20 protein-coding genes and 1 riboswitch are annotated in these 21,146 nt (G+C 46.1%); of the genes, 5 read left to right on the top strand and 15 right to left on the bottom strand.

The genetic code is table 11. The features are described 5' to 3' along the window. Positions 1 to 424 precede the first annotated feature (424 nt). The gene (locus OH458_RS20715; protein ID WP_269979680.1) at positions 425 to 874 is read left to right on the top strand and encodes an RNA recognition motif domain-containing protein; all 450 of its coding nucleotides are present in this window, start codon (positions 425 to 427) and stop codon (positions 872 to 874) included. Here the strand turns inward: OH458_RS20715 and murI are convergent. The 3 genes from murI to OH458_RS20730 are packed head-to-tail and all read right to left on the bottom strand — an operon-like array spanning position 840 to position 4,213. Beyond that, positions 840 to 1,628, bottom strand: coding sequence for a glutamate racemase (gene murI, locus OH458_RS20720; protein WP_269979681.1), 789 nt, complete (start codon positions 1,626 to 1,628; stop codon positions 840 to 842). The two genes, OH458_RS20715 and murI, sit on opposite strands and share 35 nt — an antisense overlap. Positions 1,629 to 1,664: 36 nt before the next feature. Further along, positions 1,665 to 2,345, bottom strand: a complete 681-nt coding sequence (locus OH458_RS20725) for an adenine nucleotide alpha hydrolase (protein WP_269979682.1) — start codon at positions 2,343 to 2,345, stop codon at positions 1,665 to 1,667. A 50-nt stretch (positions 2,346 to 2,395) separates the two neighbouring features. Beyond that, a complete protein-coding gene (locus tag OH458_RS20730; RefSeq protein WP_269979683.1) occupies positions 2,396 to 4,213 on the bottom strand; it encodes a TonB-dependent receptor domain-containing protein in 1,818 nt (605 codons plus the stop codon). A 54-nt stretch (positions 4,214 to 4,267) separates the two neighbouring features. Beyond that, a riboswitch (cobalamin riboswitch) is annotated at positions 4,268 to 4,465 on the bottom strand. 168 nt (positions 4,466 to 4,633) lie between these two features. On the opposite strand from OH458_RS20730, the gene trmA reads away from it, so the two are divergent. Beyond that, entirely contained in the window at positions 4,634 to 5,740 is a 1,107-nt protein-coding gene (gene trmA, locus OH458_RS20735) for a tRNA (uridine(54)-C5)-methyltransferase TrmA (RefSeq protein ID WP_038216085.1), read from the top strand. A 62-nt stretch (positions 5,741 to 5,802) separates the two neighbouring features. Here the strand turns inward: trmA and OH458_RS20740 are convergent, their stop codons facing one another. Together OH458_RS20740 and fabR are read right to left on the bottom strand one after the other, a co-directional pair. Then, complete coding sequence (locus OH458_RS20740) at positions 5,803 to 6,189, bottom strand: YijD family membrane protein (RefSeq protein WP_005476634.1); 387 nt, start codon at positions 6,187 to 6,189, stop codon at positions 5,803 to 5,805. Beyond that, positions 6,189 to 6,830: an HTH-type transcriptional repressor FabR gene (gene fabR, locus OH458_RS20745; protein WP_005476630.1), complete on the bottom strand. Its 642-nt coding sequence runs from the start codon at positions 6,828 to 6,830 to the stop codon at positions 6,189 to 6,191. Before fabR ends, OH458_RS20740 begins: the two co-directional genes overlap by 1 nt. A 255-nt stretch (positions 6,831 to 7,085) precedes the next feature. Between fabR and sthA the strand changes: the two genes are divergently transcribed. Continuing rightward, positions 7,086 to 8,516 (top strand): Si-specific NAD(P)(+) transhydrogenase, encoded by a 1,431-nt coding sequence (gene sthA / locus OH458_RS20750; protein WP_072016686.1) that lies wholly within the window; start codon positions 7,086 to 7,088, stop codon positions 8,514 to 8,516. Between the two features lie 77 nt (positions 8,517 to 8,593). On the opposite strand, the gene fghA is transcribed toward sthA, so the two are convergent. The 5 genes from fghA to lexA all read right to left on the bottom strand — a co-directional run bounded on the left by fghA (position 8,594) and on the right by lexA (position 13,765). Beyond that, positions 8,594 to 9,433 carry an S-formylglutathione hydrolase gene (gene fghA, locus OH458_RS20755; protein ID WP_269979684.1) on the bottom strand — a complete coding sequence of 280 codons (840 nt, stop codon included), beginning with the start codon at positions 9,431 to 9,433 and terminating at the stop codon, positions 8,594 to 8,596. 72 nt (positions 9,434 to 9,505) lie between these two features. Then, positions 9,506 to 10,654, bottom strand: a complete 1,149-nt coding sequence (locus tag OH458_RS20760; protein WP_269979685.1) for an S-(hydroxymethyl)glutathione dehydrogenase/class III alcohol dehydrogenase — start codon at positions 10,652 to 10,654, stop codon at positions 9,506 to 9,508. A gap of 211 nt (positions 10,655 to 10,865) precedes the next feature. Beyond that, entirely contained in the window at positions 10,866 to 12,203 is a 1,338-nt protein-coding gene (gene dinF / locus OH458_RS20765) for an MATE family efflux transporter DinF (protein WP_269979686.1), read from the bottom strand. 41 nt (positions 12,204 to 12,244) lie between these two features. After that, the gene (locus OH458_RS20770; RefSeq protein ID WP_038193436.1) at positions 12,245 to 13,057 is read right to left on the bottom strand and encodes a class I SAM-dependent methyltransferase; all 813 of its coding nucleotides are present in this window, start codon (positions 13,055 to 13,057) and stop codon (positions 12,245 to 12,247) included. An 87-nt stretch (positions 13,058 to 13,144) separates the two neighbouring features. Continuing rightward, the gene (lexA, locus tag OH458_RS20775; protein ID WP_039481771.1) at positions 13,145 to 13,765 is read right to left on the bottom strand and encodes a transcriptional repressor LexA; all 621 of its coding nucleotides are present in this window, start codon (positions 13,763 to 13,765) and stop codon (positions 13,145 to 13,147) included. A gap of 439 nt (positions 13,766 to 14,204) precedes the next feature. Between lexA and plsB the strand changes: the two genes are divergently transcribed. Further along, positions 14,205 to 16,640: a glycerol-3-phosphate 1-O-acyltransferase PlsB gene (plsB, locus tag OH458_RS20780; RefSeq protein ID WP_269979687.1), complete on the top strand. Its 2,436-nt coding sequence runs from the start codon at positions 14,205 to 14,207 to the stop codon at positions 16,638 to 16,640. Positions 16,641 to 16,672: 32 nt separating this feature from the next. Here the strand turns inward: plsB and ubiA are convergent, their stop codons facing one another. Next, positions 16,673 to 17,527 (bottom strand): 4-hydroxybenzoate octaprenyltransferase, encoded by an 855-nt coding sequence (gene ubiA / locus OH458_RS20785; protein ID WP_038216093.1) that lies wholly within the window; start codon positions 17,525 to 17,527, stop codon positions 16,673 to 16,675. After that, a complete protein-coding gene (locus OH458_RS20790) occupies positions 17,514 to 18,065 on the bottom strand; it encodes a chorismate lyase (RefSeq protein ID WP_269979688.1) in 552 nt (183 codons plus the stop codon). Before OH458_RS20790 ends, ubiA begins: the two co-directional genes overlap by 14 nt. 165 nt (positions 18,066 to 18,230) lie before the next feature. Between OH458_RS20790 and OH458_RS20795 the strand changes: the two genes are divergently transcribed. Further along, positions 18,231 to 18,638, top strand: a complete 408-nt coding sequence (locus tag OH458_RS20795; protein WP_269979689.1) for a flagellar basal body-associated protein FliL — start codon at positions 18,231 to 18,233, stop codon at positions 18,636 to 18,638. Between the two features lie 30 nt (positions 18,639 to 18,668). Here the strand turns inward: OH458_RS20795 and glpG are convergent, their stop codons facing one another. The 3 genes from glpG to rpoH all read right to left on the bottom strand — a co-directional run bounded on the left by glpG (position 18,669) and on the right by rpoH (position 21,123). Further along, positions 18,669 to 19,517 (bottom strand): rhomboid family intramembrane serine protease GlpG, encoded by an 849-nt coding sequence (gene glpG / locus OH458_RS20800; RefSeq protein ID WP_269979690.1) that lies wholly within the window; start codon positions 19,515 to 19,517, stop codon positions 18,669 to 18,671. A 9-nt stretch (positions 19,518 to 19,526) separates the two neighbouring features. Further along, positions 19,527 to 19,853 (bottom strand): thiosulfate sulfurtransferase GlpE, encoded by a 327-nt coding sequence (gene glpE, locus OH458_RS20805; RefSeq protein ID WP_005476615.1) that lies wholly within the window; start codon positions 19,851 to 19,853, stop codon positions 19,527 to 19,529. Positions 19,854 to 20,265: 412 nt separating this feature from the next. Further along, positions 20,266 to 21,123: an RNA polymerase sigma factor RpoH gene (gene rpoH / locus OH458_RS20810; RefSeq protein WP_038140594.1), complete on the bottom strand. Its 858-nt coding sequence runs from the start codon at positions 21,121 to 21,123 to the stop codon at positions 20,266 to 20,268. Between the last annotated feature and the right edge of the window lie 23 nt (positions 21,124 to 21,146).

A 21,146-nucleotide genomic window follows, 5' to 3' on the forward strand; every position in this document is an offset into this window, starting at 1 on the left:
GATTATCATCAACGAGTGCCCACACAGATTGATAGGTTTATATTTTTAAAGAGCTTTTTCTAACAAGCACTTGGTTTAACACCGTGTTGCTAGGGGTGCGTATCTTACGCTTCCCGATTTGAGAGTCAAGCGTTATTTCAAACTTTCTTTTCTCTCTTACCGAGCGGTTTGTGACTTTCGTCTCACTCCGTGTCGGTGAGGCGGCATTATAGGGAGGTCTGAACGGATGACAAGTGTTTTTTTGAAATTAATTTTTGTTTGCTCAAAAAGAAATCAAAACGGTTGAAATAGAATAAAATTTCAACATTTGAGTCATGTCACATCAATGCGTTGGAAAAACGACAACCATATACGTAATATCTCTGTGTCTATTTTGTTAACAGTAGATACCGTTTTTTTAGTAAACCAATAGTTGTATTCCAATATGAATTCAAACAAATCGACCTTAATGATTGTCGCCGTCGCAATCATAGGTGCAGTCCTCTTTTCGCAGGTCGCGTTATCACCTGCTATTAGTTTTGTGATTGGTGTTTTTGCTTGCGCTTTTGTTATCAAATTTTCGAACACCACTCCAATCGACGAGCCACATAACGACCCATCCACTAACACGCTCTACGTGGGCAACCTACCATATAAAGCAAACGAGTCTAACGTTAAGGAATTATTCTCTAAACACGGTGAAGTATTCGCAGTTCGTTTAATGAAAGATAAGCGAACAGGTAAAAGACGAGGTTTTGGTTTCGTCGTGATGGCTGCAGCCGATGCACCGAAAGCGATTGAAGCGTTAAATGAAAATGAATACATGCAACGCACACTGAAAGTGCGCATTGCTAACGATCCTAAATCTTCAGCGGATAATGCTGAACAGAGCTAAACTGTAATTGGTTTAGTGCTCTATTCAATGCTCCCTCTTCCCAAGGGGGAGCGGTTGAAAAAATACTCCTTTCTCCACACTTCTCTTGTTTATTCACACCAAGAAGCGCTTCTACTCTTCTGGCAATAGCTTCACCTGAGTCCACCAGCAACACTGACTGCCCAAGCACACTCTGAATCTCCTCTTTAATAAGAGGGAAGTGAGTACACCCTAAAACGGCAACATCAATATGATGACGAAGCGGTTCTAATATATTGGTGAGTTCATCCAAGCAGATAGCTTTGCCACGTAGTTTCTCTTCTGCCATATCAACCAGTCGTGTCGAGCCAAGCATTTCTACTGGCTTACTTTGAGAGAAACTACGGATAAGATCGTGAGTGTATTCTCTTGTCACTGTCGCAGGGGTTGCGATTAAACCAACGGCCTTATTTGCCATATTGGATGCTGGCTTTATTGCAGGTACCACGCCAACGACAGGAATGGTCAATTGAGAGCGAAGCGTAGGAAGGACGATCGTACTTGCGGTATTACAAGCGATAACCACCAGATCAATGTCTTTTTCTTCAACGAGACGGCCAATAAGCTTTTCGACTCTCGCAATCAAAGTATCATGGGCTAGCTCACCATAAGGGTAGGCTTCATTATCGAAGATATAGGTATAGTTAAGATGCGGAAGCTTATTAGCAATTTCTTGGTAAACCGACAGTCCGCCTACACCAGAGTCAAAGATAAGGATATTTGAATGATTAGACACTTGAGTAACCCACGATAAGAGATGTGGCAATCATACTCAGTTCGGCGCTTTTGGCAATCTCTTGGCCGTGTAACGTTGATATGAGAAGCGTCCATCACTATCTATATGCGTAGGCGTTACCTCGATACAACCTTGATAACTTCGAGTCTGCGTCACTAAGGTATGAAATTCTCCATTTTCACCACAAGGATCGACGTTATCAGGAAGTGCTGTTAGAAACTCTTGGCTATACCACTGACCGCAAAACTGCTGACTCAGAGCGTTGCCATCAGTGGTAACAACAAGGGTCTTTATTCCTCGCTGAAGAATTTCTAGCGCCAGTTTTTCACTCTCCTCCCCCATTAAGGGGAATAAACACTGCCAGCCAGCAGGTTCGATATAGCTACGGCGATAATCAGCAATGCCATTGCAGAACATGTCACCAAACGCAACAGCATCTATTTCTATCCCACTCGCCTTCAAGCTTTCAACAATTCGTGACTGGTATACTTCATTGGGAAGAAAGGTTTCTGGTAGTTCAACTTTAATCAAAGGTAATTGCAGTAATTGGGCCTGCATATCCAACACATGAAGAGGCGTTGCTTGGAAAGGCACTTCATCTTTCACATAGGTAGTATAGAGGGCGACCACATTAAACTCTGGGTTATCTCGAAGCCTCTCCAGTACTAGGGTCGAATCTTTTCCGCTCGACCAACTGATGATGACGTTGTTTTTCATACTGTTTATCTATCGGTAAGAAAAAACCGCCCGAAGGCGGTTTTAAGTGCTTAGAATTGGTAAGTTAGGTTAGCAAAGTAGCGACGCTCTGGTGCGTTGTAACTTAACGTTGTTTGATACTTCTCATTGGTTAAGTTGTCGACACGAGCTCGAACCACGAGATCTTGAGATACCCAATACCCAACAGAGGCATCCCACAAACTCACAGATGGCAGTTCATTTTTCGGGTCGCTCACTTCTTTAGGATTGCCCAACCGCTCTCCTGTATAGGTATAGGTCAGATTAAAATCGAAGTCTTCGTAAGATGCATCCAGTAACCATTTGTAGTTTTCATCCGCACGCTTAGCAAGCTTATTACCACCTGAATCTTGGTGGTCTTTAAACTCGGCAATAAGTGTATGGTGAATAAAGCCTGTATTGAATGTTCCGCTAATTTCAAGGCCACGCAATTCTGCGTCCACATTCTCTGGATACCACCAAGGAGAGCCTTCGTACCATATGATAAGGTTATCGACATCATTGTCGTAAGCGGTAACATCCAAAGTGAACAACTCAAACTCACCTGTATATCCGATTTCACGACTGATCGCTTCTTCTGGTTTCAAATCTGAGTTGTTGGTTAAGTCGGAGTAACTCGGCGCTTTAAAGGAAGTGCCTAGTGCAGCTCTTAAAGAGTGAGCTTGCGTCAGGTGATAGCGTGTTCCTAGCGACCAAGTAACATGGTTATCGTAAGTATCGTGCTTATCATTGCGAACACTACCCGTAAGTTGTAAGTCTCCAAGCTGAACATCAGTAGAAAGATACACGCCCGTTGTATTACGAGACTCTCCCGCTAATTTATCTGGGTTTCCATAACTTAGCGCATCATCATCCAACTTTTCTCTGCGCCAATCGGCACCGCCGCCAACCGTAAAGTTTTCAGAAACCGTATATTGATTAAGAAATTGCAGGTTCGTCAGAGAAATTTTCTTCTCAGTACCTGCATTATCTTTACCTTGAGCCTGAGAGTAGTTTAGGTTTTCAATAGCTTGTTGGTTGGCTCGAAACGTCGAGCTGAGTTTGTCACCGTGATACTGAACATCTGCAGTAATACTCAAGTTTTCTGAATAACCGTAGTTTTTACCGCCTGAATCATATTCAGTTAAACTGTCATACCAACGAACCGATGCAGAGCCTGAGAATTGCTCGTTGAATGCCTGAGAATAGGAAGCAAACAAGTTTTGGCTTTCATACCCATAATCTAAGCCAGTGGCAGGATCTTTAATATCAAAACCATCGGTCTCTTCAAAACCACCAGCGAGTTTTAAAATGCCGCCGTTAGCAAATGCGCGCGTCGTCGAGAAATTCGCTTCTTTTTGAGCATCGCTTCCTGCGCCCAAAGAGACAACTGTGCCTTCATTTGATTCACTTGAAGAGGTAATGACGTTAATCACACCAGCGATTGCATCAGACCCGTAAAGGGCGCCACCAGGGCCTTTGATGACTTCTACACGCTCGATAATGCCAACAGGGATATGGTTAAAACTAATCCCACCAGCCGCAGAATTGATACGTACGCCGTCAACCAAGAACAAAACTTGATTGCTATTAAAGCCACGGACAAATACAGAGGCAGAATGACCACGGCCGCCACTTTGAGAAACTTCAACGCCTGGTACTCGCTTTAGTACGTCAACCAGAGACTTAGCTTGAATCGCTTCAATTTCTTGCTTTGAAACAATCGTCGTTGAAGTGATAACTTCACTAAGAGGCTGCTCAAAACGATTCGCTGTGATCACCATTGTCTCATCAACAGAGACATCTTGGGCAATGGAATAGGTAGAGGGAAGCAGCGATGCCATAGCCATCGCTAAAATAGATCGGTTCATTTTTTTGTCCTAAATCGCGTAAATCCTACCGAGCTTGAAGCATTTGCTTCCAGTGATTGAGCTCAGCTGCTGGCAGGTATTCGGACTTAAGAGCTGTTAGCCTACTGCCTCGACTTCCCGCATATTCCTCTATGCAGTGTCTATTGAGGGGTCGTTCTCTTTTACCGCTGCGCGTCAGTTCTGGAGTTACACCAGATTCCCTTATTTCAGCCATCTATACATCCAGATAGCACCAGCTTGGGGCCGATGTTATTCAGCTATTGATATTTTGTCTAGTTAAGATTGGTATAAGCTATAGTTTTTACAGCAGGTTAGTGTCGTGATTACGAACCAACACTGGACATCAAGCGGGGATTGAATAAAATCTGCGCTCTCAAATAAAACGCACTAAGCACAGGCAATAACCCAAAGGTAATAATCATGGCTACTCTTGATGTAAACCCACAACGCTACCAAGAACAACTGGCAGAAAAAGTTGAGCGCCTTACCGAAATGTTCGCTCCTTACAACGTGCCAGAATTGGAAGTGTTTGAATCTCCAGAGCAGCACTACCGTATGCGAGCAGAGTTCCGTGTTTGGCATGAAGGTGAAGACCTTTACTACATCATGTTCAATCAAGAGACTCGAGAAAAGTACCGCGTCGATCAATTCCCTGCGGCGAGCCGTTTAATCAACGATCTCATGCCTTTGCTCGTTGATGCGATGAAGGACAACGATTCACTGCGTCGTAAACTGTTCCAAGTTGACTTTCTCTCTACACTGAGTGGTGAAATCTTGGTTTCTCTTCTTTACCATCGCCAGCTAGATGATGAGTGGACTAAGAATGCTAAGGCGCTTAAGCAACGTTTAAATGACGAAGGCTTCAACCTCAATATTATCGGTCGTGCGCGTAAGATGAAGATTGTTCTCGACCGTGATTACGTGATCGAAAAGCTAGATGTGAATGGCAAGCCTTACATCTACCAGCAAGTTGAAAACAGCTTTACTCAACCAAACGGTAAAGTCGCTGAGAAGATGCTTGAGTGGGCGGTCGACTGTACTCAAGACAGCCAAGGTGATCTACTGGAGCTATACTGTGGTAACGGCAACTTCTCTCTTGCGCTGGCGCAAAACTTTGAGCGCGTGTTAGCCACCGAGCTAGCTAAGCCTTCGGTTATCTCGGCGCAATACAATATTGCAGCCAACAAGATCGACAACGTGCAGATTCTGCGCCTTTCTGCTGAAGAATTTACCGAAGCGATTGAAGGCAAACGCGAATTCCGTCGCCTAAAAGATGCGGGCGTGGACCTTAAGAGCTACAACTGCAACACGATTTTTGTCGACCCACCACGTGCAGGTATGGACATTGACACGTGTAAGATGGTGCAAGGCTATGAGCGTATCTTATACATCTCGTGTAACCCAGAAACCTTAAAAGAAAACTTAGACGTTTTGAGTGAAACACACAACGTGACTCGCTTTGCTCTATTTGACCAGTTCCCATTTACCCACCATATGGAAGCGGGTGTGATGCTAGAGCGTAAATAGACGCTTTACTGAAACAAAAAACGAGCCATTTAGGCTCGTTTTTTATATCTAGTTTCGACTCACTATGATTCAGCTTTTGCTGTTGTCGGAGTTAGAAAACCCAGTTTCTTCGCAACCCATAGCAGCAAGCCCAGCGTGATGAAGATCGCTAGCATGTTTGAACCCGCATCTGGGTACTGGGCCTTGATAAAGGCCGAGTGACCGAATGCACCCACAAAGAAACACGCTAGGCCCACTAACGGGATATCTTCTGATACAGGTTTACTTAGATACTCTTGGTACAGCGTCTGAACAGCTAGTACTAGAGCAATGAGTGGAAAAATTGAGAAAGAAACTTGGCTCATTGTTAGCCAAGACAGCATTGCGTCCCCACACATACCCGCAACAAGTGCCAGCACTAGGGTTTTCTTCTCAGAACCACGATTAACTTGGTTTGTTTCGTTCGACATTAATCTATCCCACCTTTTAATCGGTTACGTTCACGTTCTTTGCGATACCAATAAGCCCCTTTGGCCATCATTCGCAATTGCATAATTAGACGCTCGGCAAGCTCGTCGCGTTCACGTCCTTCTAAATCTAAAGCTTCTGCGCCAGAGTTAAAGACCAAGGTAACCGATGCTTCGGCTTGAGTGAAAGCTTCTTCACGGGTCATCCCTGTACCGATAAGGTACTCCGTTAACTCAGCTGAAAAATGTTGAATTTCTCTCGCGACTGCGGCACGAAACTCGGCAGAGGTGCCAGAGCGCTCACGCAGCAATAAACGAAAGACGTTGGGGCTACTCTCGATAAACTCCATAAAGGTTTCTACCGATGTGCGAATCACACTGCCCTCTTTAACAATGCGCTGGCGAGCCTGACGCATTAATTGACGAAGCAATAAACCGCCTTCGTCCACCATAGTTAACCCGAGCTCATCCATATCTTTGAAATGACGATAGAATGAGGTGGGGGCGATTCCCGCTTCTCGTGCGACTTCTCGTAAACTGAGGTTAGAGAAACTTCGATCTGCACAGAGCTGACTAAAGGCGGCATCAATCAATGAACGACGCGTTTTCTCTTTCTGCTGTGCGCGGATTCCCATGGATTTCATAACTACGGATCTTTTTCTTATTTTGGTAGCCTTTAATATACAACGATTGACTTAGGGAGATAACCCAAAAATCTCGCTCTGTGACTACCGAGGGCAATAAAACCCAGTTCCACTCAATTTTCAATCTTTTCGAGTTCAATTAGAGATATACCGCATTCCTTTCTCAGATTTGAACGAATCTACGTGATCTCACCGACTCTCTAGTCGGCTGGTAGTGTACGCATTAACGGAATCAGTTAAAATCTCGCTACAGCAATGTTAAGACTATATAACAAGGAAAAAACTATGGCGGAGAGCAACCACTTTGATGTAATCGTAATTGGTAGTGGTCCCGGCGGTGAAGGGGCAGCGATGGGGTTAACCAAAGCGGGATTGAATGTTGCCATTGTCGAGAAAGAAAGCAGTGTGGGGGGCGGCTGTACCCACTGGGGCACCATTCCATCAAAAGCATTACGCCATGCAGTGAGCCGTATTATCGAGTTCAATAATAATCCGTTATTTTGTCATAACAACACCAGCCTACATTCGACCTTTTCAAACATTCTTGGTCACGCTAAATCAGTCATCGATAAACAGACTCGACTGCGCCAAGGATTTTACGACCGAAACCAATGCTCTTTGATTTTTGGTACTGCGCGCTTTATTGATAAGTACACCATAGCGGTCATGCAAAGTGACGGTACTGAAGAGACTTACAGTGCCGATCGATTCGTAATTGCCACAGGCTCTCGCCCTTACCAGCCCGCCGATGTGGACTTCATGCACGAGCGCATTTATGACAGTGACTCCATCTTGAGCCTCAAGCACGACCCGCGACATATCATCATTTATGGCGCAGGCGTTATCGGTTGTGAGTATGCGTCTATTTTCCGCGGATTGGGGGTGAAAACGGATTTAATCAACACCCGCGATCGTCTCCTGGCTTTCCTAGATAACGAAGTCTCAGATGCCCTTTCTTACCACTTCTGGAACAGTGGCGTAGTCATTCGCAATGATGAAACTTACGAGAAAATCGAAGGCACCGAAGATGGCGTAATCGTCCATCTTGAATCGGGTAAAAAAATGCGTGCCGATTGCATCTTGTACGCCAACGGTCGAACCGGTAACACCGACAAACTCAATCTATCAGCGGTGGGCTTAGAGGCGGACTCTCGTGGCCAGCTAAAAGTCGATGGCAACTACCAAACTGAAGTCGAGCATGTCTATGCCGTGGGCGATGTGATTGGCTACCCTAGCTTAGCAAGTGCGGCGTATGATCAAGGTCGCTTCGTGGCACAAGCCATTACCAAAGGTAAGGCTGATGGGAATTTGATTGATGATATTCCAACAGGGATTTACACGATTCCAGAGATCAGTTCAGTGGGTAAAACCGAGCAAGAGCTCACTGCCGCTAAAGTGCCTTACGAAGTGGGCCGCTCATCATTCAAACACCTTGCGCGCGCCCAGATCGCAGGCAAAGATATTGGCAGTTTGAAGATTCTTTTCCACCGCGAAACCAAGGAAATTTTGGGCATTCACTGCTTTGGTGAGCGCGCTGCAGAAATCATTCACATTGGTCAAGCGATCATGGAGCAAAAGGGCGAAGCAAACACCATCGAGTACTTCGTCAACACGACCTTTAACTACCCAACCATGGCGGAAGCTTATCGTGTTGCGGCATTGAATGGATTGAATCGCTTATTTTAAGATTTTAAAGGCTCAAACCTAAACAAAGCCGCACTTCCATTGAAGTGCGGCTTTTCTATGTCTGCGACCTGTGACGCTTACTCATTTAAGTAAGCCGCATGAAACTCCAAATGATCATCAATGAAGCTAGAGATAAAGTAATAACTGTGATCGTAGCCGGGCTGCATCCGCACTTGTACATCAGAATCGTGCGCCTTCGCAGCCGCAATCAATGCTTCTGGCTTTAATTGCTCAACCAGAAAGCCGTCTGCCTCACCTTGATCGACTAAAATCGGTAGCCTCGCTTGAGCCTGTTTCAAAAGCTCACTTGCGTCGTACTCCTTCCACGCCTCAAAATCACTCCCTAAGTAAGCGTTGAATGCTTTTTGCCCCCAAGGACATTGCATTGGATTACTGATCGGACTGAACGCAGAGATAGAATGGTAAGCTTTAGGATTTTTAAGCCCAATGGTAAGTGCACCATGCCCACCCATGCTGTGACCCGAGATTGATTTGACGGTCGATACGGGGAAATTTGCTTCAATCAACGCTGGGAGCTCTTCTGTGACATAGTCGTACATATGATAATGACGAGACCAAGGCTCCTGTGTGGCATTCAAATAAAAGCCAGCACCTTGCCCCAAATCGTAGCCGTCATCATCCGCGACATCGCTACCACGCGGGCTAGTATCTGGGGCAACAATCGCAATCCCCAACTCTGCCGCCTTACGAAATGCGCCCGCTTTCTGCATGAAGTTTTCATCCGTGCAGGTCAATCCCGATAACCAGTATAGAACTGGAACAGGCTGTGCCTTAGATGCATTAGGCGGTAGAAAAATCGCAAAGCGCATATCGCAATTGAGACGAATTGATGTATGTGTGTATTGTTTATGCCAACAACCGAATACTTTGGCTTGGCTAATGTTTTCTATGGTCATGTCCACCTCAAAGGTTCATTCGACAATAAAAAAGAAACGCCCGTATTTAAGGGCGTTACCTTTAAAAAGTGATTACTTATCCATGTGAAGAACAGTACGGATAGATTCACCTTTGTGCATTAGTTCGAATGCTTCATTTACGTCTTGTAGACCCATGGTATGCGTGATGAATTCTTGCAGACCAAACTCACCCGCCATGTAACGGTTTACGATTTCAGGAAGCTCTGAACGGCCTTTAACACCACCGAAAGCAGAGCCACGCCATACGCGTCCTGTCACAAGCTGGAATGGACGAGTCGAGATCTCTTGACCAGCCCCGGCAACACCAATGATGACTGACTCACCCCAACCTTTATGGCAGCATTCCAACGCTTGACGCATGACGTTGACGTTACCGATACACTCAAACGAGTAATCAACGCCGCCGTCAGTCATCTCAACGATGACTTCTTGAATTGGCTTATTAAATTGCTGTGGATTAATCACATCAGTTGCGCCAAGTTGCTTCGCAAGATCGAACTTGCTCTCATTGATATCGATACCGATGATGCGGCTCGCTCCAGCCATACGTGCACCGATGATCGCCGACAAGCCAATACCGCCTAAGCCGAAAATGGCTACTGTATCACCTTGCTCAACTTTTGCCGTGTTAAGCACCGCCCCCATACCCGTCGTCACACCACAACCTAGAAGACAAACTTCTTCCAGTGGCGCTTCTTTGTTTACTTTCGCTAGTGAGATTTCTGGTAGTACCGTGTACTCAGAGAAAGTAGAACACCCCATGTAGTGGAATATGGTCTCACCGTTGATAGAGAAACGGCTTGTGCCATCTGGCATCAGACCTTTACCTTGAGTTTCGCGCACGGCCTGACAAAGATTCGTCTTACCCGACTTACAGAATTTACACTCGCCACACTCTGCGGTGTAAAGAGGAATAACATGATCACCGACTTCAACGCTTGTCACGCCTTCACCCACCATTTCGACGATACCGCCACCTTCGTGACCAAGAATCGATGGGAAGATTCCTTCAGGATCCTCACCCGATAAGGTAAATGCATCAGTGTGACAAACGCCTGTCGCAACAATACGAACAAGCACTTCGCCAGCTTTCGGAAGTTGTACATCGACCTCTTCCATTTTTAGCGGCTCGCCAGCAGCCCATGCAACCATTGCTTTGGATTTGATATGAGTTTGACCCGGTTTAAGTTCAAGTGCCATTGGAGTTTCCTTCAAATAGGGAGTTAGGATGACGTAATAAGCGTAGTCGAGCTTTCGTCTTACTTCTGCGTCGTTGTATGGCGCTTATTTTAGGCACTTATTCAACAATGATAATCCGTGCAACCTGCAAATCATTATTACCTATTTGCAATAATCGTTACGATGAACAAAAAACCGAGTCCTAAGACTCGGCCATTGCGACGCAATAACGCTATACGAGGAACTGCCCTCTTCTCCACTGGCTAAATAATACCACCCCTAAAGTGATGCCTCTCATCGCCATAAAACTCAGCATCGCCATCCATAAAGCGTGATTACCTAAGTCGCTCGCAAAATAAAAGATAGCGAAGAAACTGCAGGTCGATACAAACATACTATTGCGCATCTCTTTCCCTTTAGTGGCACCAATAAAAATGCCATCCAGCAAAAAGCACCACATCGAAACAAGCGGCATCGCCACCAGCCACGGTAGATACTCCAGCGCCATCGCATGCACTTGTTGAATGTCCGTGATCACACTGATCAAGCGCGATCCAAACATGGCAAACACCAGGGTGAGTAAGGTGCAAATCACCAAACTCCAAAAGAAGCTCCCGATCAATGAGTCACTCAGTTGTTGCCTGTCTTTAGCGCCAATGGCTTTCCCAACCATTGCCTCCATCGCATAGGCAAAACCATCCATACCATAAGAAATCATCATCAGAAAGCTCATCAATACCGCATTGGCAGCAACAATCTCATCGCCAAAACTTGCACCTTGAAACGTCATAAAGGTGAAAGTCATTTGTAGACACAGTGAGCGCAGAAAGATATCGCGGTTAAGCTTAACAAATCGACTCAAGCCATTGGTGGTATCTTTAATTAAGCCAAGTATTGATGGCAAATTATCTTGATGCCACTTGCGCCATACACACCACAGACCAAAGCTCATCCCAGCATAATCTGCGATCACAGACGCCAGAGCTGCGCCCTCGACTTTCCAACCAAAACCAATGACAAAGAGAACATCCAACGCAATATTCGTGACATTGGCGATAATCACCATCCACATTGGCGCTTTGGCATTTTGTGTCCCAAGTAGCCAGCCAAGTAGAACAAAGTTGGCCAATGCCGCAGGAGCACTCCACGCTCGAATAGAAAAGTATTGCTGACCATAGTGCTTGACTTGGTCACTGGCGCTGCTGAAAGAAAACACCCAATCAGCAATCAATTGATGAAACAAGAGGAAAACAGTCGCAAAGCCGAGCGCCATCAGCATGCCTTGGCTAAACACTAAACCAAGCTGATGTTTGCTACCCGCTCCGTATGATTGCGCTGCGAGCCCCGTAGTCGACATACGAAGAAAGCCCAATAGCCAGAAAGTAACACTGATCATGGTGCTTCCTAGCGCCACACCACCAAGATACCAAGCGTGGTCAAGGTGACCAATCACCGCAGCATCGACCAAGCCCAACAGCGGAACGGTAATGTTAGAGAGAACCATAGGAATCGCGAGCAGTAACACTTGCTTGTGTACATCGCGATTAGAGAGAGTCTGAAATAATTGCACGTTACCACTCGAATAAAGATTGAATGGCAAGTGTAACGGGATCACCAGCGAAGCTGAACTAATACCGGTGTGAGACGCTGCTTAAGTGGATGCAATTTTGTGAGCCATCGTTGCCATAACTTCCAACGACCACAATCTCGCTCTAGAGGAGAATAAGTTTTTACCCAGCGAGACCAAGGTAAGTAGTTGAGCATCGCTTGGTTAGGGTTACTGTAGCCATGCGCATAGTGCCCTGCCCCCATTTTTTGACCCAATTTAGACGCGCTTAAGTCCCCTGCTAGCACCACGCAAGCTCTAGCACTATCGAAATGACAGCCGAGCGCTTGGACAAACTTAGCCACTTCTCGCTCAGTGCAATCAAGTAACGCGTGTTCACAAACGATCATAACCGGGGTTTTATCTGGGATAGGTAAGGATTCAAGCCAAGTGAGATCACTGACACTGCCGCAGACATGATGGTAGCGCTCACTTTTATGAAACAGCTTTTGCCGCCAGAGCAAATTTTCTGTCACATCGAGCTCTAGCCAATGGCAGCGACCGTTATCAACACGGTAAAAACGAGTATCTAAACCCGCACCGACGTTAATAATCCAGCCATCTGGGTTGCGCTTAATGAAGGCAGAGACTTGTTGGTCACACAGTTGCGTTAGGGTAACGTGGAGGAGCTGCTTTTGGTCAATATCACCAGAAAAGCATTCGGGAGCAAGATGACAACGTTGGCAAGCACGTGCTGCAATAGGATCGTAAACCAATCCGTTATCGACCAAACTTTCACGGCTGCGAAGCCACAAGGGCTGCAATAAATTTGCCGGGATTTGATAGCGATGCTGAGCTAAATTTTGATTCGCCGCCATTATCATCTTCCTTCCATAGCAAGAGGAAAGATGATAATGAATATCAATTACAAAATCAACAAGTGAGAATTAATCTCATCTTTTGAGTTACATCCAATCGGTATTTCGGATGATGCCTACAGCTAAACCTTCAATCGATAGGTGCTGAGAAGTTAAATCCACTTTGATCGGTTCAAACTCTTCGTTCTCAGCATGAAGCAAGACTGTAGAACCTTTGCGTTCAAGGCGCTTAACCGTCACATCTTCATCAACGCGAGCTACAACCACTTGACCATCACGCACATCTTGCGTTTTGTGCACGGCTAATAAGTCACCGTCCATAATGCCGATATCTTTCATACTCTCGCCATTTACACGCAGCAGAAAGTCAGCTTGTGGCTTAAACATGCCTGGATCGACTTGATAGTGTGTTTCTACATGTTCTTGAGCCAAGATGGGTTCACCTGCAGCGACTTGACCGATTAGCGGCAAGCCTTGCTCATCATTGGCGGCATCTTCAAGTAGGATACGGATCCCGCGCGAAGCGCCAGGAATAATTTCTATCGCTTCTTTACGAGCAAGCGCTTTTAAATGTTCCTCAGCGGCATTTGCTGAGCGGAAGCCAAGCTCACGTGCAATCTCAGCGCGTGTCGGTGGCATACCGGTGTCATCAATTTTACTTTTGATTAGATCAAATACTTGTTGCTGGCGTGGCGTTAACGGCTTCATAAGTCACCTGTCTTTTTATACAGTTAACTGTGAGTATATCCAGTAATCTTTTAAATGAAAAGCAAATTGATTGTTTTTTGAATAGCTTACCCATCACGGCAATTTTTCCACAGACCGAGACTCGCCTTCCCGCACGCCAACGCAACATGACCTAGCCTTACGCACGTTTAAACTCACTGACTCAACTCATACCTGATAAGAGGCTTAGCCAAGAAGGCTGTTTCACTTTTTACTTTACCGACACCAAGGCGAACAAATTCGTCGGATGAATCGATTTGGCGAAAATTGACGTTTTACTGGTCAATTTTAAGTAAAAGGTTCGACCAGTTTCTGATATCCTTGCTGGCTAAAAATATCCGCTTGGGCGCATCCCCACTTCTATACTTGAGAATTGGAAATGCGCTTATGCTATTTATCTATTTTGAGGCTCAGAAGCTTTATGTCTTCCGGACAATCATTTTCTCGTTCTTTACTGAAACTGCCACTGTCAGTTTTGGTAAAGGGGACAACTATTCCTGCCAACCCGATTGATGATCTCAGTATCGACATCAATAAACCGATCATCTATGCACTGCCGTACCGTTCAAACGTTGACTTAATCACACTGCAAAAAAAGGTGGTGGAGTTAGGACTCCCTGACCCGTTTGAATCCGTGGAAATCAACGGTAAATCATTCAAGCGCTTTGTGTTCACTTCTTCCCGTGAAACCGTGATGAACAGTGACCAGGACGTACCTAACGAGTCGATCGCACAATTTTCTGACTTACTCGAACAGCACAAACTCGATTCAGAGCTCGATGTGCAAGTGATTCCGACAACCGTTTTATGGGGTCGTAAACCAGGTAAAGAGTCGCAGCAGAAACCTTACTTGCAGTCACTCAACGGCCCTCAAAAAGCCAAAGCCGTTATTTTGTCAGGTCGCGACTGCCTAGTGCGTATCAGCCCTGTTGTATCACTTCGATACATGGCGGACTCTCACGGCACCGATACGTCTATCGCACACAAACTCGCACGCGTTGCACGCATACACTTTTCCCGTCAAAAGCTGGCGGCATCAGGGCCAAACCTGCCGAGTCGTCAGGCTCTGTTCAAACGCCTGATGAAATCAGAAGCGATCGAACAAGCCATTCTCGACGAAGCTAACTCGAAAGACATCCCGATCGAGAAAGCGCGTAAAGAAGCCCATGCCATCATGGATGAGATCGCCGCAGACTTCTCATACTCGCTGATTAAAAACGGTGAGCGCATCTTAGGTTGGTTATGGAATCGTATCTACCAAGGCTTGAACATCACCAATGCATCTACTGTGCGTAAACTCGCGCAAGATGGCCACGAGATTGTTTATGTTCCGTGTCATCGTAGCCATATGGATTACCTTCTTCTGTCCTACGTGCTCTACCGTGAAGGGATGGTTCCTCCGCACATTGCTGCGGGCATCAACTTGAACTTCTTCCCAGCAGGACCGATTTTCCGTCGTGGCGGTGCGTTCTTTATTCGCCGTAGCTTCAAAGGCAATAAACTTTACTCAACGATTTTCCGCGAATACCTTGCTGAACTGTTTGCCAAAGGCTACTCGGTTGAGTACTTCAGTGAAGGAGGCCGTTCACGAACAGGTCGCCTACTGCAGGCCAAAACGGGCATGCTCGCGATGACCATTCAAGCCATGCTGCGCGGTTTAAACCGTCCTGTCACCCTGGTTCCTGTCTATATTGGCTACGAGCACGTGATGGAAGTGGGTACTTACGCTAAAGAGCTTCGCGGCAAACGCAAAGAGAAAGAGAATGCGGGGTTAGTACTGCGCACAATTCGCAAGCTGCGCAATTTTGGCCAAGGTTACGTGAACTTTGGTGAGCCTATTCCGCTTAACCAATACCTTAATGAGAAAGCGCCAGAGTGGAGCAAAGGCATCGATCCTATGGGTAGCACTAAGCCTCAGTGGCTTAACCCTGTGGTGAATGACTTAGCGACCAAGATGATGACTCATATTAACGATGCGGCGGCAGCCAACGCGCTGACCTTATGTGCAACAGCCTTGCTTGCCTCTCGTCAACGCGCATTGTCCCGCGACAGCTTGGTCAATCAAATTGATTGTTACTTATCGCTGCTGAAAAATGTGCCTTACTCGTCGACTTACACGGTTCCGAGTGAAGATGCAGAAGCGCTGGTGAAACACGCAGAGTCACTGGATAAGTTCCTGATTGAGTCAGACTCGATGGGCGATATTATTTCTCTCGATCGTAACCAATCGATCTTGATGACTTACTACCGCAACAACATCATCCACTTGTTAGCGTTACCGTCGCTGATTGCTCAAATGCTCGTGCGCCAGCAACAACTGTCTCTTGAGCAGATCAAAACTAACGTGGCATTGGTTTACCCATTCCTCAAACAGGAGCTTTTCCTAAGTATTGAGGAAGAAAAACTGGGCGAGATGACAGAAGCCTACATCGAAGAATTGGCTCGTCAAGGCGTAGTGACAGTAGACGCAGAGCAAAATGTCGCGATTCGCCAAGCCAATACGCAAGTGCTGGTTCTGCTCGGTCGTACCATTACTGAAACTCTTCAGCGCTACTCTATTGCTCTGAACTTGTTGGTTGCCAACCCAGAATTGGGTAAATCGGATCTAGAGCAAAAGAGCCAAGATATCGCTCAGCGCTTGGGTCGCTTACACGGTATCAACGCACCTGAGTTCTTTGATAAAGGGGTGTTCTCATCAATGTTCAGCACCTTGAAGCAACAAGCTTACCTCGACATCGATGGCAACTGTGACAAACAGCGATGCCAGAGATTGGCCAAGCTGCTTTACTCTATGCTTTACCCAGAAGTGAAGTTGACCATCAAAGAGAGTATCTGTCAGACGACAGAACAGAAATAAACAAAAAGGGCATCTCGATGATGCCCTTTCTTTTAAATAAACGCGATTAGCAATCCAATCGCGATAACCATACCGACATAATTATTGTTGAGGAAAGCCCGAAAACACAGCTCTCTTTCGCGATGACGGATTAAGTGCTGCTGGAAAACAAACAAGGCACCTGCAATCAACAAGCTCCAATAGAAACTAGCCCCCAATTGATACCAAACGCCGAGGTAAATCAGCATGGCTAAGGTGATCAATTGCAAAACACCGATCACCATCTTGTCGAAACGACCAAATAGAATCGCAGTGGATTTAATCCCAATTTTCAAGTCGTCGTCGCGATCCACCATGGCATACTGCGTGTCGTAAGCGATGGTCCATAATGCATTAATGGCAAAGACAAACCAAACCACCATTGGCAGCTCATTTGCTTGCGCCGCCCAAGCCATCGGAATCGACCAACTAAAAGCCAAACCCAAAAATAGCTGAGGCAGATGAGTAAAGCGCTTCATAAACGGATAGATAAATGCCAGCACTATCCCCGCAAAAGAGAGCGCAATGGTGAGCGGATTCATGGTTAGCACTAACAAGAAAGAAGCAACACCCAAGATGATAAACAACGTGATCGCTTCTTTGGAAGTAACCCGCCCTGAAGGTAATGGCCTTTGGCTAGTACGCTTAACATGACCATCTACTTTTCTGTCAGCAAAGTCATTAATTACGCACCCAGCGGCACGCATAAACACAACACCTAAAATAAACACCACCAGCACTTTAGGATCGGGCACCCCTTGCGCGGCGATGATCAATGCCCACAAGGTCGGCCAAAGCAGAAGCAAGGTGCCAATTGGCTTATCCATCCGCATCAATTGCCAATACGCCTGAGCCTTACTCGCCGTCATGCCATTTCTCCTTGGTGTACATTGGCGCTGTGGGTAAAAAGAGTTCCGCAACCAACATAGGTTTATGATTCATCCATAATCTTGAGCGACGCGCGAGCATGTCACCGTGTGGTGTGTTTGCCCACCCAACTTGTAACGCATCTCGCTTAACGTTATCTGCGCTGAACACCGTCAAACCCAAAGGGATCTCCCCTTGCTGTGCGAGGTCATGTTGTTGATCTTCCATTGAGGAAAGCGGAATTAAGGTCCGACCCAGCACCCAAGCCTCTCCGTCACCATTTAATACTACCTTACGTAGCAGACAGGGCTCTTGGTTCAGCAAGTCAACTTCTTGATGATTCAGCTTCTCCGCTTTCACAATTTTGTTGTGGACAAGGTCAACCGTCAGACCGTCGCAATAGGAGCTGAGTAAACGTGACAATGAGCCCTGTTCCAGCAGCCACTGCTTGGAAATCGCGTCGGGAAAGTTAAACTCAGCCGGTTCTTGCCAGCTTACTTGGCGCAATGCAGATAAATAGAGCGCAATCAATTGATTCATACTAGTATTCAATAAGTAGCCTTATCGGCGTACAATAAAGCTTCGATCTGAAGTGTTAACCACCACATCGAGTACTTAACGCATTTTTATTACAAACAGATGCTCCATTGTAACAAGACTCTGGCGATTCGAGTATCGTGATTGGAAGAAAGAAAAGTTATAAATATGATTAAACGTTACCTAGCCCAAATATTTGTCGCATGGACACTGTTGATAAGTCTTCCTGCACTCGCTGAGGAAGAAGGGGTTCCAAAGCTCGCGTACTTTACACTCGAACCGGATCTAACGACCAACTTTTACACCAAGGGCAAAAAGCTCGGCTACATTCAAGTGCGCATCGATATTATGGTTGCAGCGGAAACCGACTTGGCCATTATTGAGCTGCACCAGCCTCTGATTCGAGATGCCGTCATTGAGCTGTTGGGTCAACAGTCAGAAGACACCATCACTTCGCTCGCCGGTCGTGAGGACTTACGTAAATCGTTAGTCGAGCAGCTAAACTCCATCCTACTGCCTGAAACGGGGAAAACGGTCATCGCAGACCTTCTCTTTACCAAGTATCTCTATCAGTAGCGAGCGAGTCAAAAGGCGATAAAAAAGCGGCTAACTGCCGCTTTTTTGATGTTTGTTGTAACGCTCTGCATCCAGTAATCCGATTCCTACACCCGCCAGTAATCCTGCCAGGTGTGCGGTATTGGCGATGGCCATAAATGGCTGAACAAAACCGAGTACGAGCCAGACCAACATAAACCCAATCACAGGCTTTGGCATGCTTAAACCCAATTGCGGGGCTTTGTACCCTATCATCCAAAGATAACCAACCAAGGCATAAACCACACCTGACAAGCCACCAAAGTTAGCGCCTTCTACCCAGTATTGACCCGCGCCAGATAATGCTGCTGACACCACAAACAATTGAAGAAGCTTGCCAGAACCTAAGCGCTGCTCAATATCGCCCCCCAGCTGCCACCACCAAAGTAAGTTGAAGGCGATGTGCATTACCGAAAAATGGAGTACAGCGTGACTCATCCAGCGCCACAGTTGCCACTCTTGTCCCGCAAACGCAGGAAAATGGAGCGCAGCAAAGACCGCATCTCCAGCCCCCAACTGCTGCATGGTAAAGATAACCACACAAATCAGCATGATGGCTAAAGTCATTGGCCCCGCTTTGGCTTTGATCATCGCCAACATGCTCGGCGAGCGATAGGTAAACTGGTTGGTTCGTGATTCGGCCATATCCCATGACGCCGCTTGATATTTGGCATCATTAGGATTAGCCAAGAAGTGATTGAGCTCGGATTCGGCTTCAACTTGGTGTTCAGGATTACTCAACCACAAAGCAAACTGACCTCCTCCCTCAGGCATCATCTTAATATCGATCTGGCGAGAAGCCATATAATCGATAAAGGCTTGTGCCATTCTTGGGTTTGCTAATGAGATCAGTCTGACCATAAAATCTTCCTAGTTCATATTGGATTCAATCGGCAAGTTGGCACGCTGCCAAGCTTCAAAGCCGCCATCCACACTATACACCTGCTCAAAGCCTTGGTTAACCAAATACTGTGCTGCGCCTTGGCTACTGATACCGTGATAGCACATCACCAATACAGGCTGTTCGAACTCCACATCATTCATAAACTGGACAATGCTGTCGTTGGTAAGGTGATAAGCAGACTGTGGATGCGCGACAGCAAAGGATTGCGGATCTCGAATATCCACCAAGCGCGCTTCTCCTTGCTCTAGTAGGGCTTGCGCGCCCGCCACATCGATATGTTTAAACTGGTCCATTAACTTTCTCTTTAGGGAATTATTATTTGCTGTCATTGTAACCTATCCAGAGCTCAACAAGTACACGAGGTTAATAAGGTTATCCACTGGCGTTTGTTTATTAACCATCTGTGGATAATTTTGTGGATTACGTTGATAAAGTATGACTCTTTAAATAGATCCACTATATGTAGTGATGATCCTTATTTAAATGTGTGTAAAAGTAAAAGTATCCCCACCAGGCGATTGCTCTCTGTGCCTTTATTCACCCTGCTTTCTGACATCTAGCAAAGAAATTTACCACAGAGTTACCCACAGGAAGGTCTGGCTATTTTCGATCCAAATCTTCCCTCAATCGGTGCAATTTTCGATCGGCAATAAAAAAGCCGAGATCATTTGATCTCGGCTTTTTTGAATCTTGCGCTATGTGGGGTTAAAAATCACCGACCGCCACTTTCAGCTTCTTCATCGCATTCTTTTCTAACTGACGAATGCGCTCTGCAGATACGCTGTAGGTCTCAGCTAATTCTTGCAGCGTCGCTTTGTTGTCGTCCAACCAACGAGAACGGACAATGTGTTGGCTGCGCTCATCCAAACTTGCCAAAGCTAAGCTCAAACGATTGTTGGTGTGCGCTTCCCAGTTTGCCGCTTCAACGTTGTCAGCCACATCTGACGCTTTATCTTCCAAATAAAGTACTGGGGCTGTGTACGACGTACCAGTATCGTCATCGTCCGCTTGCATTTCAAATGTCGAGTCTTGCGCTGCTAAGCGAGACTCCATTTCGCGAACCTCTGAAGGCTCAACGCCAAGCTCTTTCGCAACGGTTTCAACTTCACCATTGTTAAACCAACCTAGACGCTTTTTCGACTTACGCAGGTTGAAGAACAATTTACGCTGAGCTTTTGTCGTGGCAATTTTCACGATACGCCAATTACGCAAAACGTACTCATGAATTTCGGCTTTGATCCAATGAACAGCAAATGACACAAGACGAACACCTACCTCTGGATTAAAGCGTTTTACGGCTTTCATCAGGCCGATGTTACCCTCTTGTACTAAGTCTGCCATTGGCAAACCGTAACCAGAATAACCACGAGCAACGTGCACAACGAAACGCAAGTGCGAAAGGATAAGTCCTTTAGCCGCCTCGATTTCACCGTCGTAATGCAGTTTCTCTGCGAGTTCACGTTCCTCGTCAGCAGTCAGCATTGGGTAGCTGTTTACTTTGCGGATGTAGCTGTCCAAGCTATCTTGTGTAACTACAGCCATTGGGTACGCTTGGTTAGTCATTCAATTCCTCATCAATCTCTGAT

Source organism: Vibrio sp. MarTm2, from assembly GCF_027587055.1.
GTDB lineage: Bacteria > Pseudomonadota > Gammaproteobacteria > Enterobacterales > Vibrionaceae > Vibrio > Vibrio sinaloensis_D.

Coding starts and splice junctions, on each gene's coding strand:
- OH458_RS20715 (WP_269979680.1), top strand. CDS start 425: ATGAATTCAAACAAATCGACCTTAATGATTGTCGCCGTCGCAATCATA.
- OH458_RS20725 (WP_269979682.1), bottom strand. CDS start 2,345: ATGAAAAACAACGTCATCATCAGTTGGTCGAGCGGAAAAGATTCGACC.
- OH458_RS20730 (WP_269979683.1), bottom strand. CDS start 4,213: ATGAACCGATCTATTTTAGCGATGGCTATGGCATCGCTGCTTCCCTCT.
- trmA (WP_038216085.1), top strand. CDS start 4,634: ATGGCTACTCTTGATGTAAACCCACAACGCTACCAAGAACAACTGGCA.
- OH458_RS20740 (WP_005476634.1), bottom strand. CDS start 6,189: ATGTCGAACGAAACAAACCAAGTTAATCGTGGTTCTGAGAAGAAAACC.
- fabR (WP_005476630.1), bottom strand. CDS start 6,830: ATGAAATCCATGGGAATCCGCGCACAGCAGAAAGAGAAAACGCGTCGT.
- sthA (WP_072016686.1), top strand. CDS start 7,086: ATGTTAAGACTATATAACAAGGAAAAAACTATGGCGGAGAGCAACCAC.
- fghA (WP_269979684.1), bottom strand. CDS start 9,433: ATGACCATAGAAAACATTAGCCAAGCCAAAGTATTCGGTTGTTGGCAT.
- OH458_RS20760 (WP_269979685.1), bottom strand. CDS start 10,654: ATGGCACTTGAACTTAAACCGGGTCAAACTCATATCAAATCCAAAGCA.
- OH458_RS20770 (WP_038193436.1), bottom strand. CDS start 13,057: ATGGCGGCGAATCAAAATTTAGCTCAGCATCGCTATCAAATCCCGGCA.
- lexA (WP_039481771.1), bottom strand. CDS start 13,765: ATGAAGCCGTTAACGCCACGCCAGCAACAAGTATTTGATCTAATCAAA.
- plsB (WP_269979687.1), top strand. CDS start 14,205: ATGTCTTCCGGACAATCATTTTCTCGTTCTTTACTGAAACTGCCACTG.
- ubiA (WP_038216093.1), bottom strand. CDS start 17,527: ATGACGGCGAGTAAGGCTCAGGCGTATTGGCAATTGATGCGGATGGAT.
- OH458_RS20790 (WP_269979688.1), bottom strand. CDS start 18,065: ATGAATCAATTGATTGCGCTCTATTTATCTGCATTGCGCCAAGTAAGC.
- OH458_RS20795 (WP_269979689.1), top strand. CDS start 18,231: ATGATTAAACGTTACCTAGCCCAAATATTTGTCGCATGGACACTGTTG.
- glpG (WP_269979690.1), bottom strand. CDS start 19,517: ATGGTCAGACTGATCTCATTAGCAAACCCAAGAATGGCACAAGCCTTT.
- glpE (WP_005476615.1), bottom strand. CDS start 19,853: ATGGACCAGTTTAAACATATCGATGTGGCGGGCGCGCAAGCCCTACTA.
- rpoH (WP_038140594.1), bottom strand. CDS start 21,123: ATGACTAACCAAGCGTACCCAATGGCTGTAGTTACACAAGATAGCTTG.